Below are 18,013 nucleotides of genomic sequence, written 5' to 3' on the forward strand. Positions count from 1 at the left end.
GAACATGAAGTTCCACACACGGCGGCCGACGGCTCTGGCCGCGATCCTGCTGAGCGCCACCCTGGCGCTCACCGCTTGCGGCAGTGACGACACCGGTTCGGACAGCGAGGGCGGCGACAGCGGCTCCGGTGGCGGCGACCTGTCGATGACGATGCTCCCCAAGAACCTGGGCAACGCCTACTTCGACACCTCCACCAAGGGCGCGATGAGCGCAGCCGACGAGCTGTCCATCGACCTCGAGGAAGTCGGACCCGAGACCGGCAGCCCTGATGCCCAGGTCTCCTACATCAACACCGCCGCCCAGCAGGGCAAGGACGCCCTCATCCTCTCGGCCAACGACCCCGAAGCACTCTGCGACGCCATCGACGAGGCCCGCAGCGCCGACGTCAAGGTCATCACCTTCGACGCCGACACCAACCCCGAGTGCCGCGACCTGTTCATCAACGCAGCCACCTCCGAAGGCATCGCCGCCAAGCAGCTCGAGCTCATCTCCGAGCAGATCGGCGGCTCGGGTGAGATCGCGATCCTCTCCGCCACCGCCAACGCCACCAACCAGAACGCCTGGATCGAGATGATGGAGGCCGAGCTCGCCGAGAACCCCGACTACGCCGACATCGAGCTCGTCGACACCGTCTACGGCGACGACGAGGACCAGAAGTCCTTCGACCAGACCGAAGCACTCCTGCAGAACCACCCCGACCTCAAGGGCATCATCTCCCCCACCACCGTCGGCATCGCCGCAGCCGCGCGCTACCTCTCCGACTCCGAGTTCAAGGGCAAGGTCGCCCTCACCGGACTCGGCACCCCCAACCAGATGCGCGAGTTCGTCGAGGACGGCACCGTCACCGCCTTCGCCCTGTGGAACCCGGGCGACCTCGGCTTCCTCGCCACCTACGCCGCCGCAGCCCTCGTCGCCGGTGACATCACCGGCGAAGAAGGCGACTCCTTCGACGCCGGCGAGCTCGGCACCTTCGAGGTCGGCGCCGACGGCGTCGTCCTCCTCGGCGAACCCTTCACCTTCAACACCGACAACATCGCCGACTTCGACTTCTGATCGCCCCGGCCCGAGCCTGCGAGGGCCGGACCAGGCGATCAGGTTGAGGAGGGTCGCGCAGACCCGAACGACGTGAGGGGCTGCGCGACCCGTCTCGAAACCCGACCGGGTTTCGAGACGGGCCCCAGGGGGCCCTCCTCAACCAACGAGGCCGGCGAGGCCGATCACCCCATTCCCACCAGCCGAGGAGACCGCGATGCCCCGCGTCTGCTTCACCCTCCAGGTCCGCCGTGACCGGATGGCGGAGTACGTCGAGCGCCACGCCGCGGTGTGGCCCGAGATGCTCCGCGCCCTCCACGACACCGGCTGGCACGACTACTCCCTCTTCCTCCGCGACGACGGGCTGCTCGTGGGCTACCTCGAGACACCCGACCTCGCCGCGGCTCAGGCGGGCATGGCCCGCACCGACGTGAACGCCCGCTGGCAGGCGGAGATGGCCGAGTTCTTCGAGGAGCTCGACCTCCCGCCCGACCAGGGCTTCTGGCAGCTGAGCGAGGTCTTCCACCTCGAGGACCAGCTCGCCACGCTCCCCGCAGACGACACTCCCGACGCACCCACCCAGACAGCTCAGGACCAGCCATGACTTCCTTCTCCGCCATCAGCGACCGACTCGGCGACCTCGCGATCGAGGTGCCGTCGTGGGCCTACGGCAACTCCGGCACCCGCTTCAAGGTGTTCGGCTCGCCCGGCACCCCGCGCACCGTGCAGGAGAAGATCGCCGACGCCGCGGCCGTCCACCGGTTCACCGGTCTCGCGCCGAGCGTCGCCCTGCACATCCCGTGGGACCTCGTCGACGACTACGCCGCGCTGGCGACGTACGCCAAGGAGCACGGCGTCGCGCTGGGGACCATCAACTCCAACACGTTCCAGGACGACGACTACAAGCTCGGCGCCCTGACCCACACCGACCCGCGCATCCGGCAGAAGGCGATCGACCATCACCTCGAGTGCCTCGAGGTGATGAACCAGACCGGTTCGCGTGACCTGAAGATCTGGCTCGCCGAGGGCACGAACTATCCCGGCCAGGGCGACATGCGCGCCCGTCAGGACCGGCTGGCCGAGGGCCTGCGGACGATCTACGACCAGCTCTCCGACGACCAGCGACTGGTGCTCGAGTACAAGTTCTTCGAGCCCGCGTTCTACCACACCGACGTCCCGGACTGGGGCACGTCGTACGTCCACGTGGCTGCCCTCGGCGACCGCGCGAAGGTGTGCCTCGACACCGGCCACCACGCCCCCGGCACCAACATCGAGTTCATCGTCGCGCAGCTGCTGCGGCTCGGGAAGCTCGGCTCGTTCGACTTCAACAGCCGCTTCTACGCCGATGACGACCTGATCGTCGGCGCTGCCGACCCCTACCAGCTCTTCCGGATCATGGTCGAGGTGATCCGCGGCGGCGGCTTCGGCAACGCCGCCGACGGCAGCCCCAACGAGGTCGCGCTGATGCTCGACCAGTGCCACAACATCGAGGCCAAGATCCCCGGACAGATCCGCTCGGTGCTCAACGTCCAGGAGATGACCGCCCGCGCGCTCCTCCTCGACACCGCTGCGCTCGACGCCGCCCGCAGCGAGGGCGACGTCCTGCTCGCCAACGAGATCTTCATGGACGCCTTCTACACCGACGTACGCCGTGACCTGGCCGGCTGGCGCGAGGAGCGCGGCCTGCCGGACGACCCGATGCGCGCCTACCTCGACTCCGGCTACCAGCAGCAGATCGAGGCGGACCGCGTCGGCGGTTCGCAGGCCGGCTGGAACTGACCCACCCACCCCGGTCTCGCGACGGTCGACAGAGCGACCTCCTCGACCAGCGAACGAACAGGACCTTGCACCGTGAGTGATCTCAACCCCACCGTGGCCGCGCTCGTCGAGCGCTCCAACCGACTGGGCGCCGACCCCAAGAACACCAACTACGCCGGCGGCAACACCTCCGCCAAGGGCACCGAGACCGACCCCGTCACCGGCGAGGACGTCGAGCTGCTGTGGGTCAAGGGATCCGGCGGCGACCTCGGCACGCTGACCGCGGGCGGCCTGGCGGTGCTGCGGCTGGACCGGATGCGCGCGCTGGTCGACGTCTACCCCGGCGTCGAGCGCGAGGACGAGATGGTCGCGGCCTTCGACTACTGCCTCCACGGCAAGGGCGGCGCGGCTCCGTCGATCGACACCGCGATGCACGGACTCGTGGACGCCGCGCACGTCGACCACCTCCACCCCGACTCCGGGATCGCGATCGCGACCGCCGCGGACGGTGAGCAGCTGACCGCCGAGGCGTTCGGCGACAAGGTCGTGTGGGTGCCGTGGCGTCGTCCGGGCTTCCAGCTCGGCCTCGACATCGCCGCCATCAAGGAGGCCAACCCCCAGGCCATCGGCTGCATCCTCGGCGGACACGGCATCACCGCCTGGGGCGACACCAGCGAGAAGGCCGAGAAGAACTCGCTCTGGATCATCCGCACCGCCGAGCGGCACATCAAGAAGCACTCCAAGAAGGAGCCCTTCGGCGCCCGGCTCAAGAAGTTCGAGCCGCTCGCGCCGGCCAGGCGCCGCGCCCGAGCCGCCGAGCTGGCACCGCTGCTGCGCGGCGTCGCCTCCGCGGATCGCCCCATGGTCGGGCACTTCACCGACGACAAGGTCGTCCTCGACTTCCTCGCCAGCCGCAACCACCCGCGTCTGACCGCCCTCGGCACGTCGTGCCCGGACCACTTCCTGCGCACCAAGGTCAAGCCGATGGTGCTCGACCTCGCCCCCGACGCGCCGCTCGAGAAGGTGCGCACCCGGGTCGCAGAGCTCCACGAGGCCTACCGCGCCGACTACGCGTCCTACTACGACCGCAACGCCGAGGCGCTCGGCGGTGAGTGGCCCGCGATGCGCGGCGCTGACCCGCTGGTCATCCTGGTGCCCGGCATCGGCATGTTCTCCTACGGCAAGGACAAGCAGACCGCGCGCGTCGCCGGCGAGTTCTACACCAACGCGATCAACGTGATGCGCGGTGCCGAGGGCCTCTCGACGTACGCCCCCATCGACGAGTCGGAGAAGTTCCGCATCGAGTACTGGGCGCTCGAGGAGGCCAAGCTCCAGCGGATGCCGAAGCCGAAGCCGCTCGCCACCCGCGTCGCGCTCGTCACCGGTGCCGCGTCCGGCATCGGGCTGGCCACCGCGAAGAAGCTCGCGGCGGAGGGCGCGTGCGTCGTCATCGCCGACCTCTCCCTGGAGAAGGCGCAGGCCGCGGCTGCGGGCATCGGGTCGACCGACGTCGCAGTCGGCGTACAGGTCGACGTGTCCGACGCCACTGCGGTGCAGGCTGCGCTCGACGCAACGGTGCTGGCCTTCGGTGGTGTCGACCTCGTCGTCAACAACGCCGGGCTGTCGCTGTCGCGCTCGCTGCTCGAGACGACCGAGAAGGACTGGGACCTCCAGCACGACGTGATGGCCAAGGGCTCATTCCTCGTCGCCCAGGCCGCAGCGAAGGCGATGATCGCGCAGAAGATGGGCGGCGACATCGTCTACATCTCCTCGAAGAACTCGATCTTCGCCGGCCCCAACAACGTCGCCTACGGCGCCGCCAAGGCCGACCAGGCCCACCAGGTGCGGCTGCTCGCCGCCGAGCTCGGCGAGCACGGCATCAAGGTCAACGGCGTCAACCCCGACGGCGTCGTCCAGGGTTCCGGCATCTTCGCCGGCGGATGGGGCGCGTCCCGGGCAGCGGTGTACGGCGTGGACGAGGCCGAGCTCGGCAAGTTCTACGCGCAGCGCACCCTGCTCAAGCGCGAGGTGCTGCCGGAGAACATCGCCAACGCGGTCTACGTCCTCTGCACCGAGCAGCTCAGCCACACCACCGGTCTGCACATCCCCGTCGACGCCGGCGTCGCAGCGGCGTTCCTCCGGTGATCGCGGGGGCCGCCCCCGTCAGCGTCGCCGCCGTCGACCTCGGGGCGTCGAGCGGACGGGTGATGCTGGGCGAGGTCGGTCCCGAGGTCCTGCGACTGACGGCGGCGGCGCGGTTCGCCAACGGACCGGTGCAGAGCGACGACGGCCTGCACTGGGACGTGACCGCCCTCCACCGGCACGCCCTCGACGGCCTGCGGACCGCTGCGGCCCGGGCGCCGGGCGGCCTGGTCAGCGTCGGCATCGACTCGTGGGCGGTCGACTACGGCCTGCTCCGGGGCGGGCGGCTGCTCGCCGAGCCGTTCCACTACCGCGACGAGCATCGCAACGAGGCCGGGCCCCGACAGGTCCACGCGCAGGTCGCACCGGCCGAGCTCTACGCCCGTACGGGCCTGCAGTTCCTGCCGTTCAACACCGTCTACCAGCTCGCGTCCGACGCGAGGCTCGCTGACGCCGACCGGCTGCTGCTGGTCCCCGACCTGCTCGCCCACTGGCTGACCGGCGCCGAGGTCGCGGAGCGCACCAACGCCTCCACCACCGGGCTGCTCTCAGTCACGACCGGCGCCTGGGACGACGCGCTGATCGTCTCCCTCGGCCTGCCCCGTGGCCTGTTCGCCGACCTCGTCGACCCCGGCACGACGATCGGCACCCTCCTGCCCGAGGTCGGCGAGGCTGTGGGCGCACCGGGCCTCCCGGTTGTCGCGGTCGGCTCGCACGACACCGCCTCGGCGGTGGTCGGCGTGCCGATGAGCGGCGACGACGCGGCGTACATCTCGCTCGGCACATGGGGCCTCGTCGGCCTCGAGCTGGATGCGCCGGTGCTCACCGAGGCTGCGCGCGCCGCGAACTTCACCCACGAGGGCGGCGTCGACGGCACGATCCGCTTCCTCACCAACGTGATGGGCACGTGGCTGCTCAGCGAGACCCTGCGGACCTGGGGTCGCGACGACCTCGGCGCACTGCTCGCGGCCGCCGCCGACGTCACTCGTCGCGTGACCGTCTTCGACGTCCAGGACCCGCGCTTCGTCGCTCCGGGCGACATGCCCGCGCGGATCGCCGCCTGGTGCGACGAGCACGACGTGCCCGCGCCGGCCGACGCGCCCTCACTCGTGCGATCCATCGTCGAGTCCCTCGCCGCGGCGTACGCCGCCGCGCTGGCCACTGCCGCCGACCTGTCCGGCCGGACGATCCGGCAGGTCCACGTCGTCGGTGGCGGCAGCCAGAACGCCCTGCTCTGCCAGGCCCTCGCCGACCGGACCGGGCTGCCGGTCGTCGCCGGCCCGGTCGAGGCGACCGCCCTCGGCAACGTGCTCGTGCAGGGACGGGCGGCCGGTGCGGTGCGGGGCACGCTCGAGGACCTGCGCGCCCTCGTCGTACGCACCCAGGACCTGCGTCGCCACGAGCCGCGCACCCGCGCGTGGAAGGATGCCGAGCTGTGAGGGTCGCTCTCCAGGTCACCTGCGTGAACGACGCCATGTTCCCCGACACCGGGAAGGCCGTCGTCCGTCTGCTGCGCCGTCTCGGCGTCGACGTCGACTTCCCTGCAGCCCAGACGTGCTGCGGCCAGCCGATGGTCAACACCGGCTACCTCGACGAGGCGGTGCCGGTGGTGCGGACGTTCGTCCGCGCGTTCGAGGGGTACGACGCCATCGTCACGCCGTCGGGCTCGTGCGCCGGATCCGCCCGGCACCAGCACTCGATCGTGGCCGAGCGGTCGGGTGACCCGGCCCTCGTCGCGGCCGTCGCGGAGACCGCACCGCGGACCTTCGAGCTGTCGGAGTTCCTCGTCGACGTCCTCGGCGTGACGGACGTCGGCGCCTACTTCCCGCACCGGGTGACCTACCACCCGACCTGCCACAGCCTGCGGATGCTCGGCGTCGGCGACCGGCCCCAGCAGCTGCTCGAGCAGGTGCGCGGGATCCGGCTGGTCGACCTGCCGATGGCGACGGAGTGCTGCGGCTTCGGTGGCACCTTCGCCCTCAAGAACGCCGACACGTCCGTCGCGATGGGCACCGACAAGGCGCGCCACGTGCTCGACACCGGCGCCGAGGTGCTCGTGGCCGGCGACAACTCCTGCCTGATGCACATCGGCGGGATGCTCTCGCGCCAGCGGGCCGGCGTACGGGTCATGCACCTCGCCGAGATCCTCGCGTCCACCGAGGACGACGCATGAGCACCCCACGACGGTCTTCTCCCCCGCTTGGCTCCCCCGAACAACGCCGCAGGGACCCCGCATGACGGGCACCTTCGTCGGCATGCCGGCCTTCCCCACCGCCGCGCGCGAGGCGCTCGGCGACACCCAGCTGCGCACCAACCTCGCCCACGCCACCCGCACGATCCGTGACAAGCGCGCGATGGTGGTCGCGGAGGTCGAGGACTGGGAGGAGCTCCGGGTCGCAGGCGCTGCGGTGAAGGAGGCCGCCCTGCGCGACCTTGCCACGCACCTCGAGACGCTCGAGGAGTCGCTGGTCCGCGCCGGCGCGACCGTGCACTGGGCAGGCGACGCCGCCGAGGCGTGCGCGATCGTCGCCTCGATCACCCACGCCCACGGCGTCGACGAGGTCGTCAAGGTGAAGTCGATGGCGACCGCCGAGATCGGCCTCAACGAAGCACTCGAGGCCGAGGGCATCGCTGCCTGGGAGACCGACCTGGCCGAGCTGATCGTCCAGCTCGGCGACGACCTGCCCTCGCACATCCTGGTGCCCGCGATCCACCGCAACCGCGCCGAGATCCGCGAGATATTCCTCCGACGGATGGGCGACGTCGGGCGACCCGCGCCGGCCGACCTCACCGACGAGCCGGCAGTGCTGGCGGGTGCGGCGCGCGAGCACCTGCGCGAGAAGTTCCTGCGGGCCAAGGTCGCGATCAGCGGCGCCAACTTCGCCGTCGCCGACACCGGCACGCTCGTGGTCGTCGAGTCCGAGGGCAACGGCCGGATGTGCCTGACCCTGCCCGAGGTGCTGATCAGCGTCGTCGGGATCGAGAAGGTCGTCGCGACGTGGTCCGACCTCGACCCCATGATGCGCCTGCTCCCCCGCTCCTCCACCGGCGAGCGGATGAATCCCTACACCTCGACGTGGTCCGGCGTCACGCCCGGCGACGGACCGCAGGAGGTCCACGTCGTGCTCCTCGACAACGGCCGCACCCGGGCGCTCGCCGACGACGTCGGACGCCAGGCGCTGCGCTGCATCCGGTGCTCGGCCTGCCTCAACGTCTGCCCGGTCTACGAGAGGGTCGGCGGGCACGCCTACGGCTCGGTCTACCCCGGCCCGATCGGCGCGATCCTCAACCCGCTGCTGCGCGGGGTCTCGGACGAGCAGAGCGCGTCGCTGCCGTACGCCTCCTCGCTCTGCGGCGCCTGCTTCGAGGTCTGCCCGGTGCGCATCGACATCCCGTCGGTGCTCGTCGACCAGCGTGCCGCGGTCGTCGACTCGCACCGCGACGACCGCGTGCCCAAGGCCGAGGCGCTCGCGATGCGCGCCACTGCGTGGGCGTTCTCCGACTCCCGGCGCCTGGCGTGGGCCGAGCGCGCCTCCGGCCTGGCCGGTCGCGTCCTCACCCGCTTCTCGCGCACCACGCTCCCCGGCGGCCGTGCCGCCGCCGGACGCCTGCCCGGACCCGCGGCCGGCTGGACCGGGGCGCGCGACCTCCCGGCCCCGCCGGAGGAGTCCTTCCGCGCCTGGTGGGACCGCACCGACGGCGGCACGAAGGGGGATGGCTCGTGAGCGCCCGCGACGAGATCCTCGGTCGGGTCCGCGCGGCGCTGGCCGACGTCTCGCCGGCCGTCTCGGTGCCGACGCCGCCCCGTGCCCCCGACCGCGGCGACCTGGTCGCGCTCTTCGTCGAGCGCGTCGAGGACTACCGCGCGGTCGTGACCCGCTGCTCGGCCGAGGAGGTCCTCGCCGTGGTGACCGGTGTGCTCGACGGACTGCCGGGTGGGGCGCGCGCCGTCGTACCCCCCGACCTCGGGCTCGACCTGCCCGGCGCCGTGGTGGACGCGCAGTTCACGGCCGCCGAGCTCGATGGCTTCGACGCGGTGGTCACCCGCGCCGCCGTGGGCATCGCCGAGACCGGGACGATCGTCCTCGACCACCAGCCCGACCAGGGCCGTCGTGCCATCTCCCTGGTCCCCGACCTGCACGTCTGCCTGGTCGACGCCTCGCAGGTCGTCGCCGACGTCCCCGACGCCATCGAGCTCCTCGACCCCGCGCGCCCGCTCACCTGGATCAGCGGCCCGTCGGCCACCAGCGACATCGAGCTCGACCGGGTCGAGGGCGTCCACGGCCCGCGGACCCTGCACGTCGTCCTGATCTCCTGAGCTCACGCGGTCGAGTGCGCTCGCGGTAGTAGTCGCCGCGGGCCTGCGCACTCAACCCCGCGAGCCTGTGGAGGACGCCCGCGGGCATCCGCCGCCGCGCACGAGACTGCGCCGATGGGAGATCCACTCTGGGAGGCGCTCGCGACGGCGCAGGCGGGGTTGCTGAGCCACCGGCAGCTGCGCGGGCTCGGGGTGTCCAGGGGTGAGATCCGCAACCACGTACGAGTCGGGCGCTGGGCCGTCCGCTCCAGCGAGGTCGTCAGCACGACGACCGGACCGCTCTCGCGCGAGCAGATGCTCTGGCTCGGCGTCCTCCACGGCGGGCCCTCAGCGATGGTGGGCGGGCTGAGTGCGGCAGAGGTGCACGGGCTGAAGCGGTGGGAGCGCGAGGAGATCACCATCCTTGTCAGCAACCCCATGAGCTTCGACCCGGTCGAGGGCTTCCGGTTCTTCAGGACGCGTCGGCCGTTCAAGCGCCTCATCGCGCCGGGGGAGCTGCCCGCGTGTCGGCTGGAACCGGCGGTGCTGCTGTTCGCCGCCCACGAACCTCACCTCCGTACGGCGCTCGGCGCTGTCACCGCAACGGTGCAGCAGCGACTGACGACGGCAGAGAAGCTCACCGACTGGCTCGACCAGCTCACCCCGCTGCGGCGCTCACGACACGTACGCGAGCTGCTCGGTGACGTGTCCGGAGGTGCACACTCGATGGCCGAGGTCGACCTGCGCAAGGCCTGCCGCGAGTACGGAGTGCAGCCGCCTCGTTCGCAGCGCCCACGGAACGACAGCCGCGGGCGCCGGCGCTACACGGACGCGGAGTGGCTCCTGGACGATGGACGAACCCTGGTGCTCGAGGTGGACGGCAGCTTCCACGACGACGTCGCGCAAGCGACCCTCGACAGGCGCCGCAACCGGCAGCTCACCACGGCGACGCGGGTCGTGGTGCAGTGCTCGGCCTGGGAGATCCGCCACGAGCCGTGGGAGGTCATGCAGGACCTCATCGCCCTCGGCGTCCCGACCGTCGAGGGTTGAGTGCGCAGCCCCGTGGCGACCACTACCGCGAGCGCACTCGACCTCCGCAGAGCGTCAGTGCGCGACGCCGTACAGCCGGTCGCCGGCGTCGCCGAGCCCCGGCACGATGTAGCCCTTGTCGTTGAGCTTCTCGTCCAGGGCCGCGGTCACCACGGCGACGGGTACGGAGAGGTCCTCGAGCGCAGCCTCGAGGTTGGCGACGCCCTCGGGAGCGGCGAGGAGGCAGATGGCGGTGATGTCGTCGGCGCCGCGGTCGGTGAGGAAGCGGATCGCCGCGGCCAGCGTGCCGCCGGTCGCGAGCATCGGGTCGAGGACGTAGCACTGGCGACCGGAGAGGTCCTCGGGCAGGCGCTCGGCGTAGGTCGACGCCTCCAGGGTCTCCTCGTTGCGGACCATGCCGAGGAAGCCGACCTCGGCCGTCGGCAGCAGCCGCATCATCCCGTCGAGCATGCCGAGACCGGCGCGGAGGATCGGCACGACCATCGGGCGCGGCTGCGCGAGGTAGACGCCGGTCGTCGGACCGACGGGCGTGGTGATGTCGCGCGGGTCGACGCGCACCTCGCGGGTGGCCTCGTAGGCCAGCAGGGTGACCAGCTCGTCGGTCAGCCGACGGAAGGTCGGGGAGTCGGTGTCCTCGTCGCGGAGGACGGTGAGCTTGTGGGAGACGAGGGGGTGGTTCACCACGTGCAGGCGCATGGCCTCACCCTAGTGGGCGGCAGTGGACGTGAACGAGTCGCAAACAGCCTTGTTGCGTCCGCCGGGCCGTGCGACATTGGAGACGTCCGAAACCTGGGGAGGGGTCGCAGATGTCCGAGCAGGACGGCGAGATCGACTACGCGCTGGTCGCCTTCCTCGACGACGGCGCCTGGCAGGTGCAGGACATCGCCTCGCCCGCCTTCGACACCGTCGACTCCCTGAGCCACGCCCTGCGACAGGTCTCCGGCGCGGAGGGTGCTGTGGGGATGGTCGCGGTCGACGAGGACTTCTTCGTGCTGGTGCGCGTCGCCGGGTCCACCACGCGCGTGCTGCTCTCCGACGTCACGGCCGCCGACGAGTGGGAGCTGGCGCAGTCGGTCATCGACTTCCTGGGGCTGCCGCTGCCGGAGGACGACGACGTGGAGGTGCCGGCCGGTGACCTCGACCTGCTCGGCGACCTCGGCGTGCACGCCGCCGACATGGGCGCGCTGCTCGACGACATCGACCTCTACCCTGACGACGTGCTCTCCGACATCGCGCGCCGCCTCGGCTTCGGCGAGCTCTTCGACGACGCCGTCGGCCTCACCTCTGCATGAGCACCGCCGTGAGCTGGGACGGGCCGATGCGCCTGGCCCTCGCTGAGGCGCAGGCTGCGCTGGCAGGCGACGACGTACCGGTCGGTGCCGTCGTCCTCGACGAGTCCGGGACGGTCATCGGCGCGGGCCGCAACACCCGTGAGTCGCACGGCGACCCGACCGGTCACGCCGAGGTGGTGGCGCTCCGTGCCGCCGCGGCGACCCGCGGCGAGTGGCGGCTGACCGGCTGCACGCTGGTCGTCACCCTCGAGCCGTGCACCATGTGCGCCGGCGCCCTCGTGCTCGCCCGGGTGGACCGCGTCGTCTTCGGGGCGTACGACGACAAGCTGGGCGCGGTCGGCTCGCTCTGGGACGTGGTCCGCGACCGCCGGCTCAACCATCGGCCCGAGGTGGTGGCGGGCGTGCTCGCCGCCGAGTCGACCGCCCTCCTCGACTCCTTCTTCGCCCGCCACCGAGGGATGTCGTGACCGAGGTCCGCCGCGCGACGACCGCAGACGCCGAGGTGCTCGGCCGGCTGCTCTGGGACTTCAACACCGAGTTCGAGACCGAGACCGATGACGCCGACGTGCTCGTCGTCCGCTTCGCCCGGATCCTCGAGCTCGACGAGATCGTCGCGGTCCTCGCCGAGGACGACAGCGGAGCGGTCGGGTTCGCCCTGCTGAGCCTGCGCCCGGCCATCTGGTTCGACGGCCCGGTGGCGCAGCTCGAGGAGCTCTACGTCGTGCCGTCGCTGCGGGCGCAGGGCATCGGCACGCAGGTCCTGGACCTCTCGCGGTCCCTGGTCCGCGGGCTCGGGTCACCCGAGATGCACATCGGCGTCGACGAGGTGGACGTCGACACCCGCCGGTTCTACGAGCGCCACGGCTTCGTCACCATCGAGGAAGGTGTCGACTACCGGATGCTCCTGTACGTCGGCCCCACCGGCTGAGGGGTTTCGCGACGGTCGCTGCGCGACCTCCTCAACCAGCGGCGGTGAAGGTCGCGACCTCCTCAACCAGCGTTGCCGGCGGCGGTCATCTCCTCGACGGCCTCGGCCAGGCAGGCGCGGAGCTCGTCGACGTCGGCGACCGCGCTCGCGTCGACGTTGACCCCGATGCACGCGGTGTCGCCGACGGTCACCAGGCACACGGTCAGCGCAGCGCCTGGCAGGGGCCCGAGGACGTACATGCCCTGCACCTCGGCGCCCGCCATGTAGCGCCGGCGCGGCGGCCCGGGCAGCGTCAGCACGAACGCGTCGGGGACTGCTGCGGTGCGCAGCGCGGAGGCACCGACGAACGCCGGCATCCGGTTGAGCGCCGGGGCTGCCGCGTCGAGCACCTCCAGCGCCCTCTCGGTGTGCAGCGACAGCACCTCGCCGCGCACGGCGGCGACCCGGTCGACGGGGTCGCCGATCTCGAGCGGCGCGGAGATGATCGCCCCGGCGAAGCGGTTGCCGAGGTCGTCGGCCCGGTCGAGCGAGACGCGTACGCCGACCGGGATCTCGTGCACCCGGCTCTCGCGTGCGGCGTGGTAGCGGCCGAGTCCGCCCAGGACCAGCGCCACCGCGGCGTCGTCGAGGGTGCCGCCGCCCTGCCGCGCGACGGTGCGCAGGGGCTCGAGAGGCGCGTCGAGCGTCAGGAAGGTCCACTTCTTCCCCGTGCGCGGGGACAGCTCGGGTGAGGGCCGGGCGACCTGGGTGAGCATCCGGCGCACTGACGCCCCGTAGCGCAGCGACGACGCCACCACCGCCTGCGGACGTGTCGCCGCGTGGGCCAGGGTGCGCACGCTCGCGCGGGCCGCGTCCGGCAGGGTCGCCACGTCGGTCCGCAGCCCGGTCACGGCGAGGTCGACCGGGTCGGCACCCGGCTCCGCGACGGACTCGCCCAGCGGCTTGCGGGCGGTGTGGGCGCGCTTGCCCGACTGGAGCATCGAGAGCAGCTGGACGGTGCCGAGCGGGTCGGCCAGGGCGTGGTGGATCTTGAGGACGTACGCCGCTCCCTCGGGCAGTCCCTCGAAGAGGACGCCCTCCCACAGCGGCCGCGAGCGGTCGAAGGGGCGCAGCGCCATCTGCGCCGCGTGGGCCAGCATCTCCTCGCGGGTCGAGACGTGCTCGCGGCGCAGGTGGTAGCCGAGGTCGAAGGTCGGGTCGTCGGCCCATGTCGGGGGGGCGGTCGGCACCACCGGGTCGACGACACGCTGCCGCAGCCGGCGTACGAGTCCGGTGCCCCACTCGGTCGCGGCCACGAAGCGCTTCCAGTCCGGCGCCCGGTCGAGGTCGATGATCACCGTGGAGGTGGACGACTGGACCGGGTGGCGCTCGGCACGCCACATCAGGGTCTGCATCGACGTCAGCTCAGGTGCAGCGCCGAAGGTGGCGGCACCACCCCAGCGCTCGAAGTCCTCCCGGGCGCTCATGCCGATGCTCCGGAGGGCCACTTCGCGAGGGTCTGCTCGAACTTCGCGTGCAGGGCGGCGATCCGCTCGCTCATGTCGTCCTCGTTCCAGTCGGTCTCCGGCTCGAGCACGCACACGTCGACGACGCCGGGGTTGAGCACGAGGGAGTTGCGTCGCATCAGCTCGCCGGTGTTGCGCAGCACGACCGGCACGACCGGCACGCCCGCCTGCGCGGCGAGGTGGAAGGCGCCCTTGCGGAACGGCCCCAGAACCGGGGTCGCCGAGCGGGTGCCCTCGGGGAAGATCATGAGGGACGTGCCGCTGCGGATCCGTTCGACGACGCCGTCGAGGGTGGCGCGCGCCGACGCGGAGTCGGACCGGTCGATGTAGGCCGGGTCGATGACGACCGAGCCCACGACGGCGCGCGGGTCCCAGCGCGCCTCCTTCTTGGCGACGATGGTGAAGTCGCGCTCAAGGAGGTTGCCGAGGACCGGGATGTCGAGGGCGCTCTGGTGGTTGGCGACGAAGATCGCCGGCCGGTGGGTCCAGAGCCGCTCGCGGTTCTGCACGTCCATGGTGACCCCGGCCAGGGTCATCGGGAGCTGGGTGGCGAGCTTGACCGCGAGGTTGCGGCCCTCCTTGCCGTCGCGCCGGAGCAGGCCGTAGGTCAGTCCCGCCACGACCCCGGTGTTCATGCCGGCGAGCGCTGCCGCCGTACGACCGGCTGCGACGAGCGAGCCGCCCACCGGGTCCGACAGGTCGAGCACCGGCCAGCCCAGGCGCGCCGCGGCCGCGCGGAGGTCGCGGTGCGGGTTGAGGGCGGTGGGGTGGCCGACGGAGGAGAGGAACGCAACGTCCTCGTAGCCGTTGCCGTAGGCGTAGGAGTCGGTGAGGTCGACGGCGTGCTCGCGGGCGAAGGCGCGTACGCCGCTGGCCTTGTGCCGGCCCCACAGCATCGGGCCGTCGGTGGCACCGGTGAACTGGCCGTCCTCGACGACGAGCTGGGTGCAGACGAGGTGCTCGACGCCGAGGTCGCGCGCGACCGGTGCGATCTGGTACTTCGTGGCGGCCGAGGCGACGGCGACGGTGTGCCCGGCACGCTGGTGGGCGTGGACGAGCGCACGCGACTCGCGGCGGATGGTGCCGGCGATCTTGGAGCGGAAGAGGCGGTCACCGAGGTCGGCGAACGAGTCCTCGGACTGCCCGCGCATCGCGGAGAACGCGACGTGCGCGATCCGGGTCGGGTCACCGCCGAGCTCGCCGTCGACCGCAGTGACCACGGTGCGCAGGAACTCCGCCGGCGACACCTCGCGGCCCTTGAGCCGGTCACCGTAGAAAGTGGCCGCGGTGTAGCCCGCCACCAACGTGCCGTCGAGGTCGAAGAACGCCCCGACCGACGGGCCCTGAGGACCGGCCTCGATCGCGTCGATCGCCTCCTGCGCGGCGGTGGAGAGCCCGCTCATACGGGGTCCCCGCGGCGTTGTTCGGGGGAGCGCAGCGGAGGAGAGGAACGTCGTGGGGTGTTCACCGGCTCTCCTGCGGCTCCGTCGCCGGACGCGCCTCGGGCACGACGACCTGCACCGGGTCGCCGGCGATCTCACCGATGACGTTGACCCGGCGGACCGCCTCGCGCAGCTCGGCGGCGAAGGCCTCGCGCGCCGACCCGATGCCGTCGCCACCGTCGAGCAGGCCCTTGTGGCGGGCCAGCGCGAGAGCCGTGCGGAAGAGCTCGAGCGAGATCGACTCCGCGCTCGCGACGCGGCGCTGCAGCGCCCACTGCTGGCCCACGGCCAGCGAGTCGGCCAGCAGGTCGTCGTCGGCGACCGGGCTGTCGCCGTGGTCGGCGAGCCGGTCGGCGAGCACGAGGTAGGCGTCGAGGAACGGACGGAGCACCAGGTGGGCCAGGTGCGGCCGGGCGTTGACGAGGAGCTCGCGCGCCCGGTCGGGCGTCATGTCGCCCCCCTCCTCCTGGGCGTCCTCGCCGACGAGCAGCCGGAGCTCGGTGCGCAGGTCGTCCTCGAAGCCGGCGCGGCTGGGGAAGAAGAACTCGAACTTGAGGAGGTCGCGCATTCGCTTGGCCTCCTCCCAGCCCACCTGCAGCGCACCGCCGGCGGGCAGCTCGGCGTCGGGCTCGAGCTCGCTGACGGTCAGCAGCGCGAGCTCGCCGATCGCCCGCTCCACGAGGATGTGGATGACGGTGTTGCGGTAGAACGCGGCGACCAGGTGCTGGTCGTCGCCGATCTTCCAGACCGGCTCGGTGCCCCCGTCGTACGCCGTCAGCACGCCGCTGCGGGCCAGCTCGGCGAGGGCGCGGCGGATGGTCGCGCGGTCGCGCAGGTCGGCCGCACCGGCGACCGGCCAGTGGCGGGCGTCGATGTAGGCCGCGAGCGGCGCGACGGTCTCCAGCACCTCGTCGACCGTCAGCGCGCGGTCGGCGCCGAGCAGCGCGAGCGACACGATGGCCGTCACGGTCACCGGGGTGGCGCGGTTGAGCCGGTGGGAGATGTCGAGGGCGACGCGCTCCACGGCCTGGTGCCCGGTGACGCCCTCGGCCGCGAGCTCGTCCATCCGCTCCCGCAGCGAGAACGGCTCGCCGACGGTGAGGTAGGCGCGGCCCATCCGCTGGCGCTGGAGCCGCGCGAACCGCACCAGCCACCGCCAGTCCTCGGGCGTCTTGCTGGCGCCGCGGGACTCCTCGGTCATCAGCGAGACCTCGTGGAGCTGGTCGTAGACGACCGAGACCGGCACCACCTGCACGTCGGGGGCGTCGTCGCCCTCGACGCTGTCGGTGAGGTACTTCAGGATGCCGTGCACCGGCGGACGGAGCTTGCCGGTGCGGGTGCGACCGCCCTCGATCGACCACGCCATGTTGCGCTTGTTGGTCACCATCTGGCGGATGTAGGAGCGCAGCGCGAGCCGGTAGACCGGGATCTCCTGGGTCGCGCGGCGGATGAAGATGAGGCCCGTCCGGCTGGCCACCGTGCCGATCAGCGGCAGGTTGAGGTTGGCGCCGCCGAACGTGTAGGTCGGGGAGAAGCGGCGCGACGACAGCGCGTTGGGGATGACCATCCCGTCGAGGTAGGAACGGTGGCTGAAGGCGAGGGCCAGGCTGTGCGAGCGGTCCAGGCGCCGCAGCTCGTGCATGTCGTCCTCGTCGACCAGGACGTCGTACGCCCGGAGGAACCAGTCGCCCATCCGCGCCCATCCCTGGGCGGTGCGGTCGTCGTGGGCCGCGGCCATCTCGTGGAGATAGCCCTTGACCTCCGACCAGACCTCCTCCTCGGGACGCTCCTGCTCGGTGGCCGCGTCCGCGACGGCGCGCTGGAAACGCTTGTCGTGCAGGAGATCGGTCACCTCCTGCGGCGGAGCGGCGGGGAGCCGCTCGCCCACGGATCGGGGCAGCGCGGCCTTGGCGCCCTCTCGGATGCGTCGAACGGCAGTCACGGTCGGCACCGCTCCTTTCCCCCGCGCTGCGCACGGGTGCCTGCGTGTGGCGCAAACTACCGTCGTACGCGCTCCCTGACCACGGTGCGCGACCAGCAGGTGGATTTTCGACTGGCCCCACCCCTCCGATAGTGTTCGTCGCGGTGGCGTGTCCGAGCGGCCGAAGGTGCAACACTCGAAATGTTGTGTGGGGTCAAACCCACCGTGGGTTCAAATCCCACCGCCACCGCCAATGTGATGTCTCAGGACATCTGCAAGATCCGGACCTACGGAAGTGGGTCCGGATCTTGTGCATTTTGGGGTTGGTAGTTCTTGGTGGTGTCGATGGTGAGCTCGCGGAGGAGTTCGCCGGTGATGGCGTTGATGACGCGGACCTCGAGGTCTTGGATGAGCAGGATGACGTGGGTTCGGTTGTGGGTTCGACCGATGCCGATGTGTCTGAGTTGGCCGTGGATGCGCAGGGTGACGGTTCCGGAGGTGCCGACGATGTCGTGTCGGACCCGGTCGTGGGTCTCGGTGTCGCGGCTGGGTCCGGGCAGGGCCTTGGGCATGGTGTCGTAGAGCGCTGCTGGGGTGGCGCGTCGTGGCAGGGATCGGTGGGGGCGGGTGGTGTTGTACTCGTGT

Annotated in this window: 16 protein-coding genes, 1 tRNA gene and 1 pseudogene; 13 read left to right on the forward strand and 5 right to left on the reverse strand. The window is 71.6% G+C overall.

Features of this window, described 5'->3' with window-relative positions:
• Nucleotides 1-4: 4 nt before the first annotated feature.
• The 9 genes from rhaS (at nucleotide 5) to BM127_RS19535 (ending at nucleotide 10,280) form a co-directional block, all read left to right on the forward strand.
• Nucleotides 5-1,054, forward strand: coding sequence for a rhamnose ABC transporter substrate-binding protein (gene rhaS, locus BM127_RS19495; RefSeq protein WP_091201394.1), 1,050 nt, complete (start codon nucleotides 5-7; stop codon nucleotides 1,052-1,054).
• A 196-nt stretch (nucleotides 1,055-1,250) separates the two neighbouring features.
• Nucleotides 1,251-1,637: an L-rhamnose mutarotase gene (locus BM127_RS19500; protein WP_091201396.1), complete on the forward strand. Its 387-nt coding sequence runs from the start codon at nucleotides 1,251-1,253 to the stop codon at nucleotides 1,635-1,637.
• Entirely contained in the window at nucleotides 1,634-2,812 is a 1,179-nt protein-coding gene (gene rhaI, locus BM127_RS19505; protein ID WP_091201397.1) for an L-rhamnose isomerase, read from the forward strand. The genes BM127_RS19500 and rhaI overlap by 4 nt, the downstream gene beginning before the upstream one ends.
• Nucleotides 2,813-2,884: 72 nt before the next feature.
• Nucleotides 2,885-4,936 carry a bifunctional aldolase/short-chain dehydrogenase gene (locus BM127_RS19510; protein ID WP_091201398.1) on the forward strand — a complete coding sequence of 684 codons (2,052 nt, stop codon included), beginning with the start codon at nucleotides 2,885-2,887 and terminating at the stop codon, nucleotides 4,934-4,936.
• Nucleotides 4,933-6,372 (forward strand): rhamnulokinase, encoded by a 1,440-nt coding sequence (locus tag BM127_RS22925; RefSeq protein WP_231263408.1) that lies wholly within the window; start codon nucleotides 4,933-4,935, stop codon nucleotides 6,370-6,372. Before BM127_RS19510 ends, BM127_RS22925 begins: the two co-directional genes overlap by 4 nt.
• Complete coding sequence (locus tag BM127_RS22930) at nucleotides 6,351-7,106, forward strand: (Fe-S)-binding protein (RefSeq protein ID WP_372476663.1); 756 nt, start codon at nucleotides 6,351-6,353, stop codon at nucleotides 7,104-7,106. Before BM127_RS22925 ends, BM127_RS22930 begins: the two co-directional genes overlap by 22 nt.
• A 61-nt stretch (nucleotides 7,107-7,167) precedes the next feature.
• Nucleotides 7,168-8,658: a lactate utilization protein B gene (locus BM127_RS19525; protein ID WP_091201401.1), complete on the forward strand. Its 1,491-nt coding sequence runs from the start codon at nucleotides 7,168-7,170 to the stop codon at nucleotides 8,656-8,658.
• Nucleotides 8,655-9,251, forward strand: coding sequence for a LutC/YkgG family protein (locus BM127_RS19530; RefSeq protein ID WP_091201403.1), 597 nt, complete (start codon nucleotides 8,655-8,657; stop codon nucleotides 9,249-9,251). The genes BM127_RS19525 and BM127_RS19530 overlap by 4 nt, the downstream gene beginning before the upstream one ends.
• A 114-nt stretch (nucleotides 9,252-9,365) precedes the next feature.
• Nucleotides 9,366-10,280, forward strand: a complete 915-nt coding sequence (locus tag BM127_RS19535; RefSeq protein WP_091201405.1) for a PDDEXK family nuclease — start codon at nucleotides 9,366-9,368, stop codon at nucleotides 10,278-10,280.
• Nucleotides 10,281-10,334: 54 nt separating this feature from the next.
• Here the strand turns inward: BM127_RS19535 and upp are convergent, their stop codons facing one another.
• Nucleotides 10,335-10,976 (reverse strand): uracil phosphoribosyltransferase, encoded by a 642-nt coding sequence (upp, locus tag BM127_RS19540; RefSeq protein ID WP_091201407.1) that lies wholly within the window; start codon nucleotides 10,974-10,976, stop codon nucleotides 10,335-10,337.
• A gap of 110 nt (nucleotides 10,977-11,086) precedes the next feature.
• Between upp and BM127_RS19545 the strand changes: the two genes are divergently transcribed.
• The 3 genes from BM127_RS19545 to BM127_RS19555 are packed head-to-tail and all read left to right on the forward strand — an operon-like array spanning nucleotide 11,087 to nucleotide 12,500.
• Complete coding sequence (locus BM127_RS19545; protein ID WP_091201409.1) at nucleotides 11,087-11,572, forward strand: tRNA adenosine deaminase-associated protein; 486 nt, start codon at nucleotides 11,087-11,089, stop codon at nucleotides 11,570-11,572.
• A complete protein-coding gene (locus BM127_RS19550; RefSeq protein ID WP_476703505.1) occupies nucleotides 11,569-12,039 on the forward strand; it encodes a nucleoside deaminase in 471 nt (156 codons plus the stop codon). The genes BM127_RS19545 and BM127_RS19550 overlap by 4 nt, the downstream gene beginning before the upstream one ends.
• On the forward strand, nucleotides 12,036-12,500 hold the full coding sequence (locus BM127_RS19555; RefSeq protein WP_091201411.1) for a GNAT family N-acetyltransferase: 465 nt from the start codon (nucleotides 12,036-12,038) through the stop codon (nucleotides 12,498-12,500). Before BM127_RS19550 ends, BM127_RS19555 begins: the two co-directional genes overlap by 4 nt.
• A gap of 62 nt (nucleotides 12,501-12,562) precedes the next feature.
• On the opposite strand, the gene BM127_RS19560 is transcribed toward BM127_RS19555, so the two are convergent.
• From BM127_RS19560 to BM127_RS19570, 3 genes are all read right to left on the reverse strand, one after another.
• Nucleotides 12,563-13,966 (reverse strand): wax ester/triacylglycerol synthase domain-containing protein, encoded by a 1,404-nt coding sequence (locus tag BM127_RS19560; protein WP_157829612.1) that lies wholly within the window; start codon nucleotides 13,964-13,966, stop codon nucleotides 12,563-12,565.
• A complete protein-coding gene (locus BM127_RS19565; RefSeq protein ID WP_091201415.1) occupies nucleotides 13,963-15,408 on the reverse strand; it encodes an HAD-IB family hydrolase in 1,446 nt (481 codons plus the stop codon). Before BM127_RS19565 ends, BM127_RS19560 begins: the two co-directional genes overlap by 4 nt.
• 61 nt (nucleotides 15,409-15,469) lie before the next feature.
• Nucleotides 15,470-17,389, reverse strand: coding sequence for a lysophospholipid acyltransferase (locus tag BM127_RS19570; protein ID WP_198554402.1), 1,920 nt, complete (start codon nucleotides 17,387-17,389; stop codon nucleotides 15,470-15,472).
• A 142-nt stretch (nucleotides 17,390-17,531) separates the two neighbouring features.
• Here BM127_RS19570 and BM127_RS19575 point away from each other — a divergent pair.
• A tRNA-Ser gene (locus BM127_RS19575) sits at nucleotides 17,532-17,621 on the forward strand.
• A 34-nt stretch (nucleotides 17,622-17,655) separates the two neighbouring features.
• Here BM127_RS19575 and BM127_RS19580 read toward each other — a convergent pair.
• Nucleotides 17,656-18,013 (reverse strand): annotated as a pseudogene (locus BM127_RS19580) (IS481 family transposase); the annotation flags it as partial.

The organism is Nocardioides alpinus (assembly GCF_900112035.1).
GTDB classification, from domain to species: Bacteria; Actinomycetota; Actinomycetes; order Propionibacteriales; family Nocardioidaceae; genus Nocardioides; species Nocardioides alpinus.

What these genes read in the sequence shown, in the direction of transcription:
- rhaS (WP_091201394.1), top strand. Translation starts at nt 5, where the DNA reads ATGAAGTTCCACACACGGCGGCCGACGGCTCTGGCCGCGATCCTGCTG.
- BM127_RS19500 (WP_091201396.1), top strand. Translation starts at nt 1,251, where the DNA reads ATGCCCCGCGTCTGCTTCACCCTCCAGGTCCGCCGTGACCGGATGGCG.
- rhaI (WP_091201397.1), top strand. Translation starts at nt 1,634, where the DNA reads ATGACTTCCTTCTCCGCCATCAGCGACCGACTCGGCGACCTCGCGATC.
- BM127_RS19525 (WP_091201401.1), top strand. Translation starts at nt 7,168, where the DNA reads ATGACGGGCACCTTCGTCGGCATGCCGGCCTTCCCCACCGCCGCGCGC.
- BM127_RS19535 (WP_091201405.1), top strand. Translation starts at nt 9,366, where the DNA reads ATGGGAGATCCACTCTGGGAGGCGCTCGCGACGGCGCAGGCGGGGTTG.
- upp (WP_091201407.1), bottom strand. Translation starts at nt 10,976, where the DNA reads ATGCGCCTGCACGTGGTGAACCACCCCCTCGTCTCCCACAAGCTCACC.
- BM127_RS19545 (WP_091201409.1), top strand. Translation starts at nt 11,087, where the DNA reads ATGTCCGAGCAGGACGGCGAGATCGACTACGCGCTGGTCGCCTTCCTC.
- BM127_RS19550 (WP_476703505.1), top strand. Translation starts at nt 11,569, where the DNA reads ATGAGCACCGCCGTGAGCTGGGACGGGCCGATGCGCCTGGCCCTCGCT.
- BM127_RS19560 (WP_157829612.1), bottom strand. Translation starts at nt 13,966, where the DNA reads ATGAGCGCCCGGGAGGACTTCGAGCGCTGGGGTGGTGCCGCCACCTTC.
- BM127_RS19565 (WP_091201415.1), bottom strand. Translation starts at nt 15,408, where the DNA reads ATGAGCGGGCTCTCCACCGCCGCGCAGGAGGCGATCGACGCGATCGAG.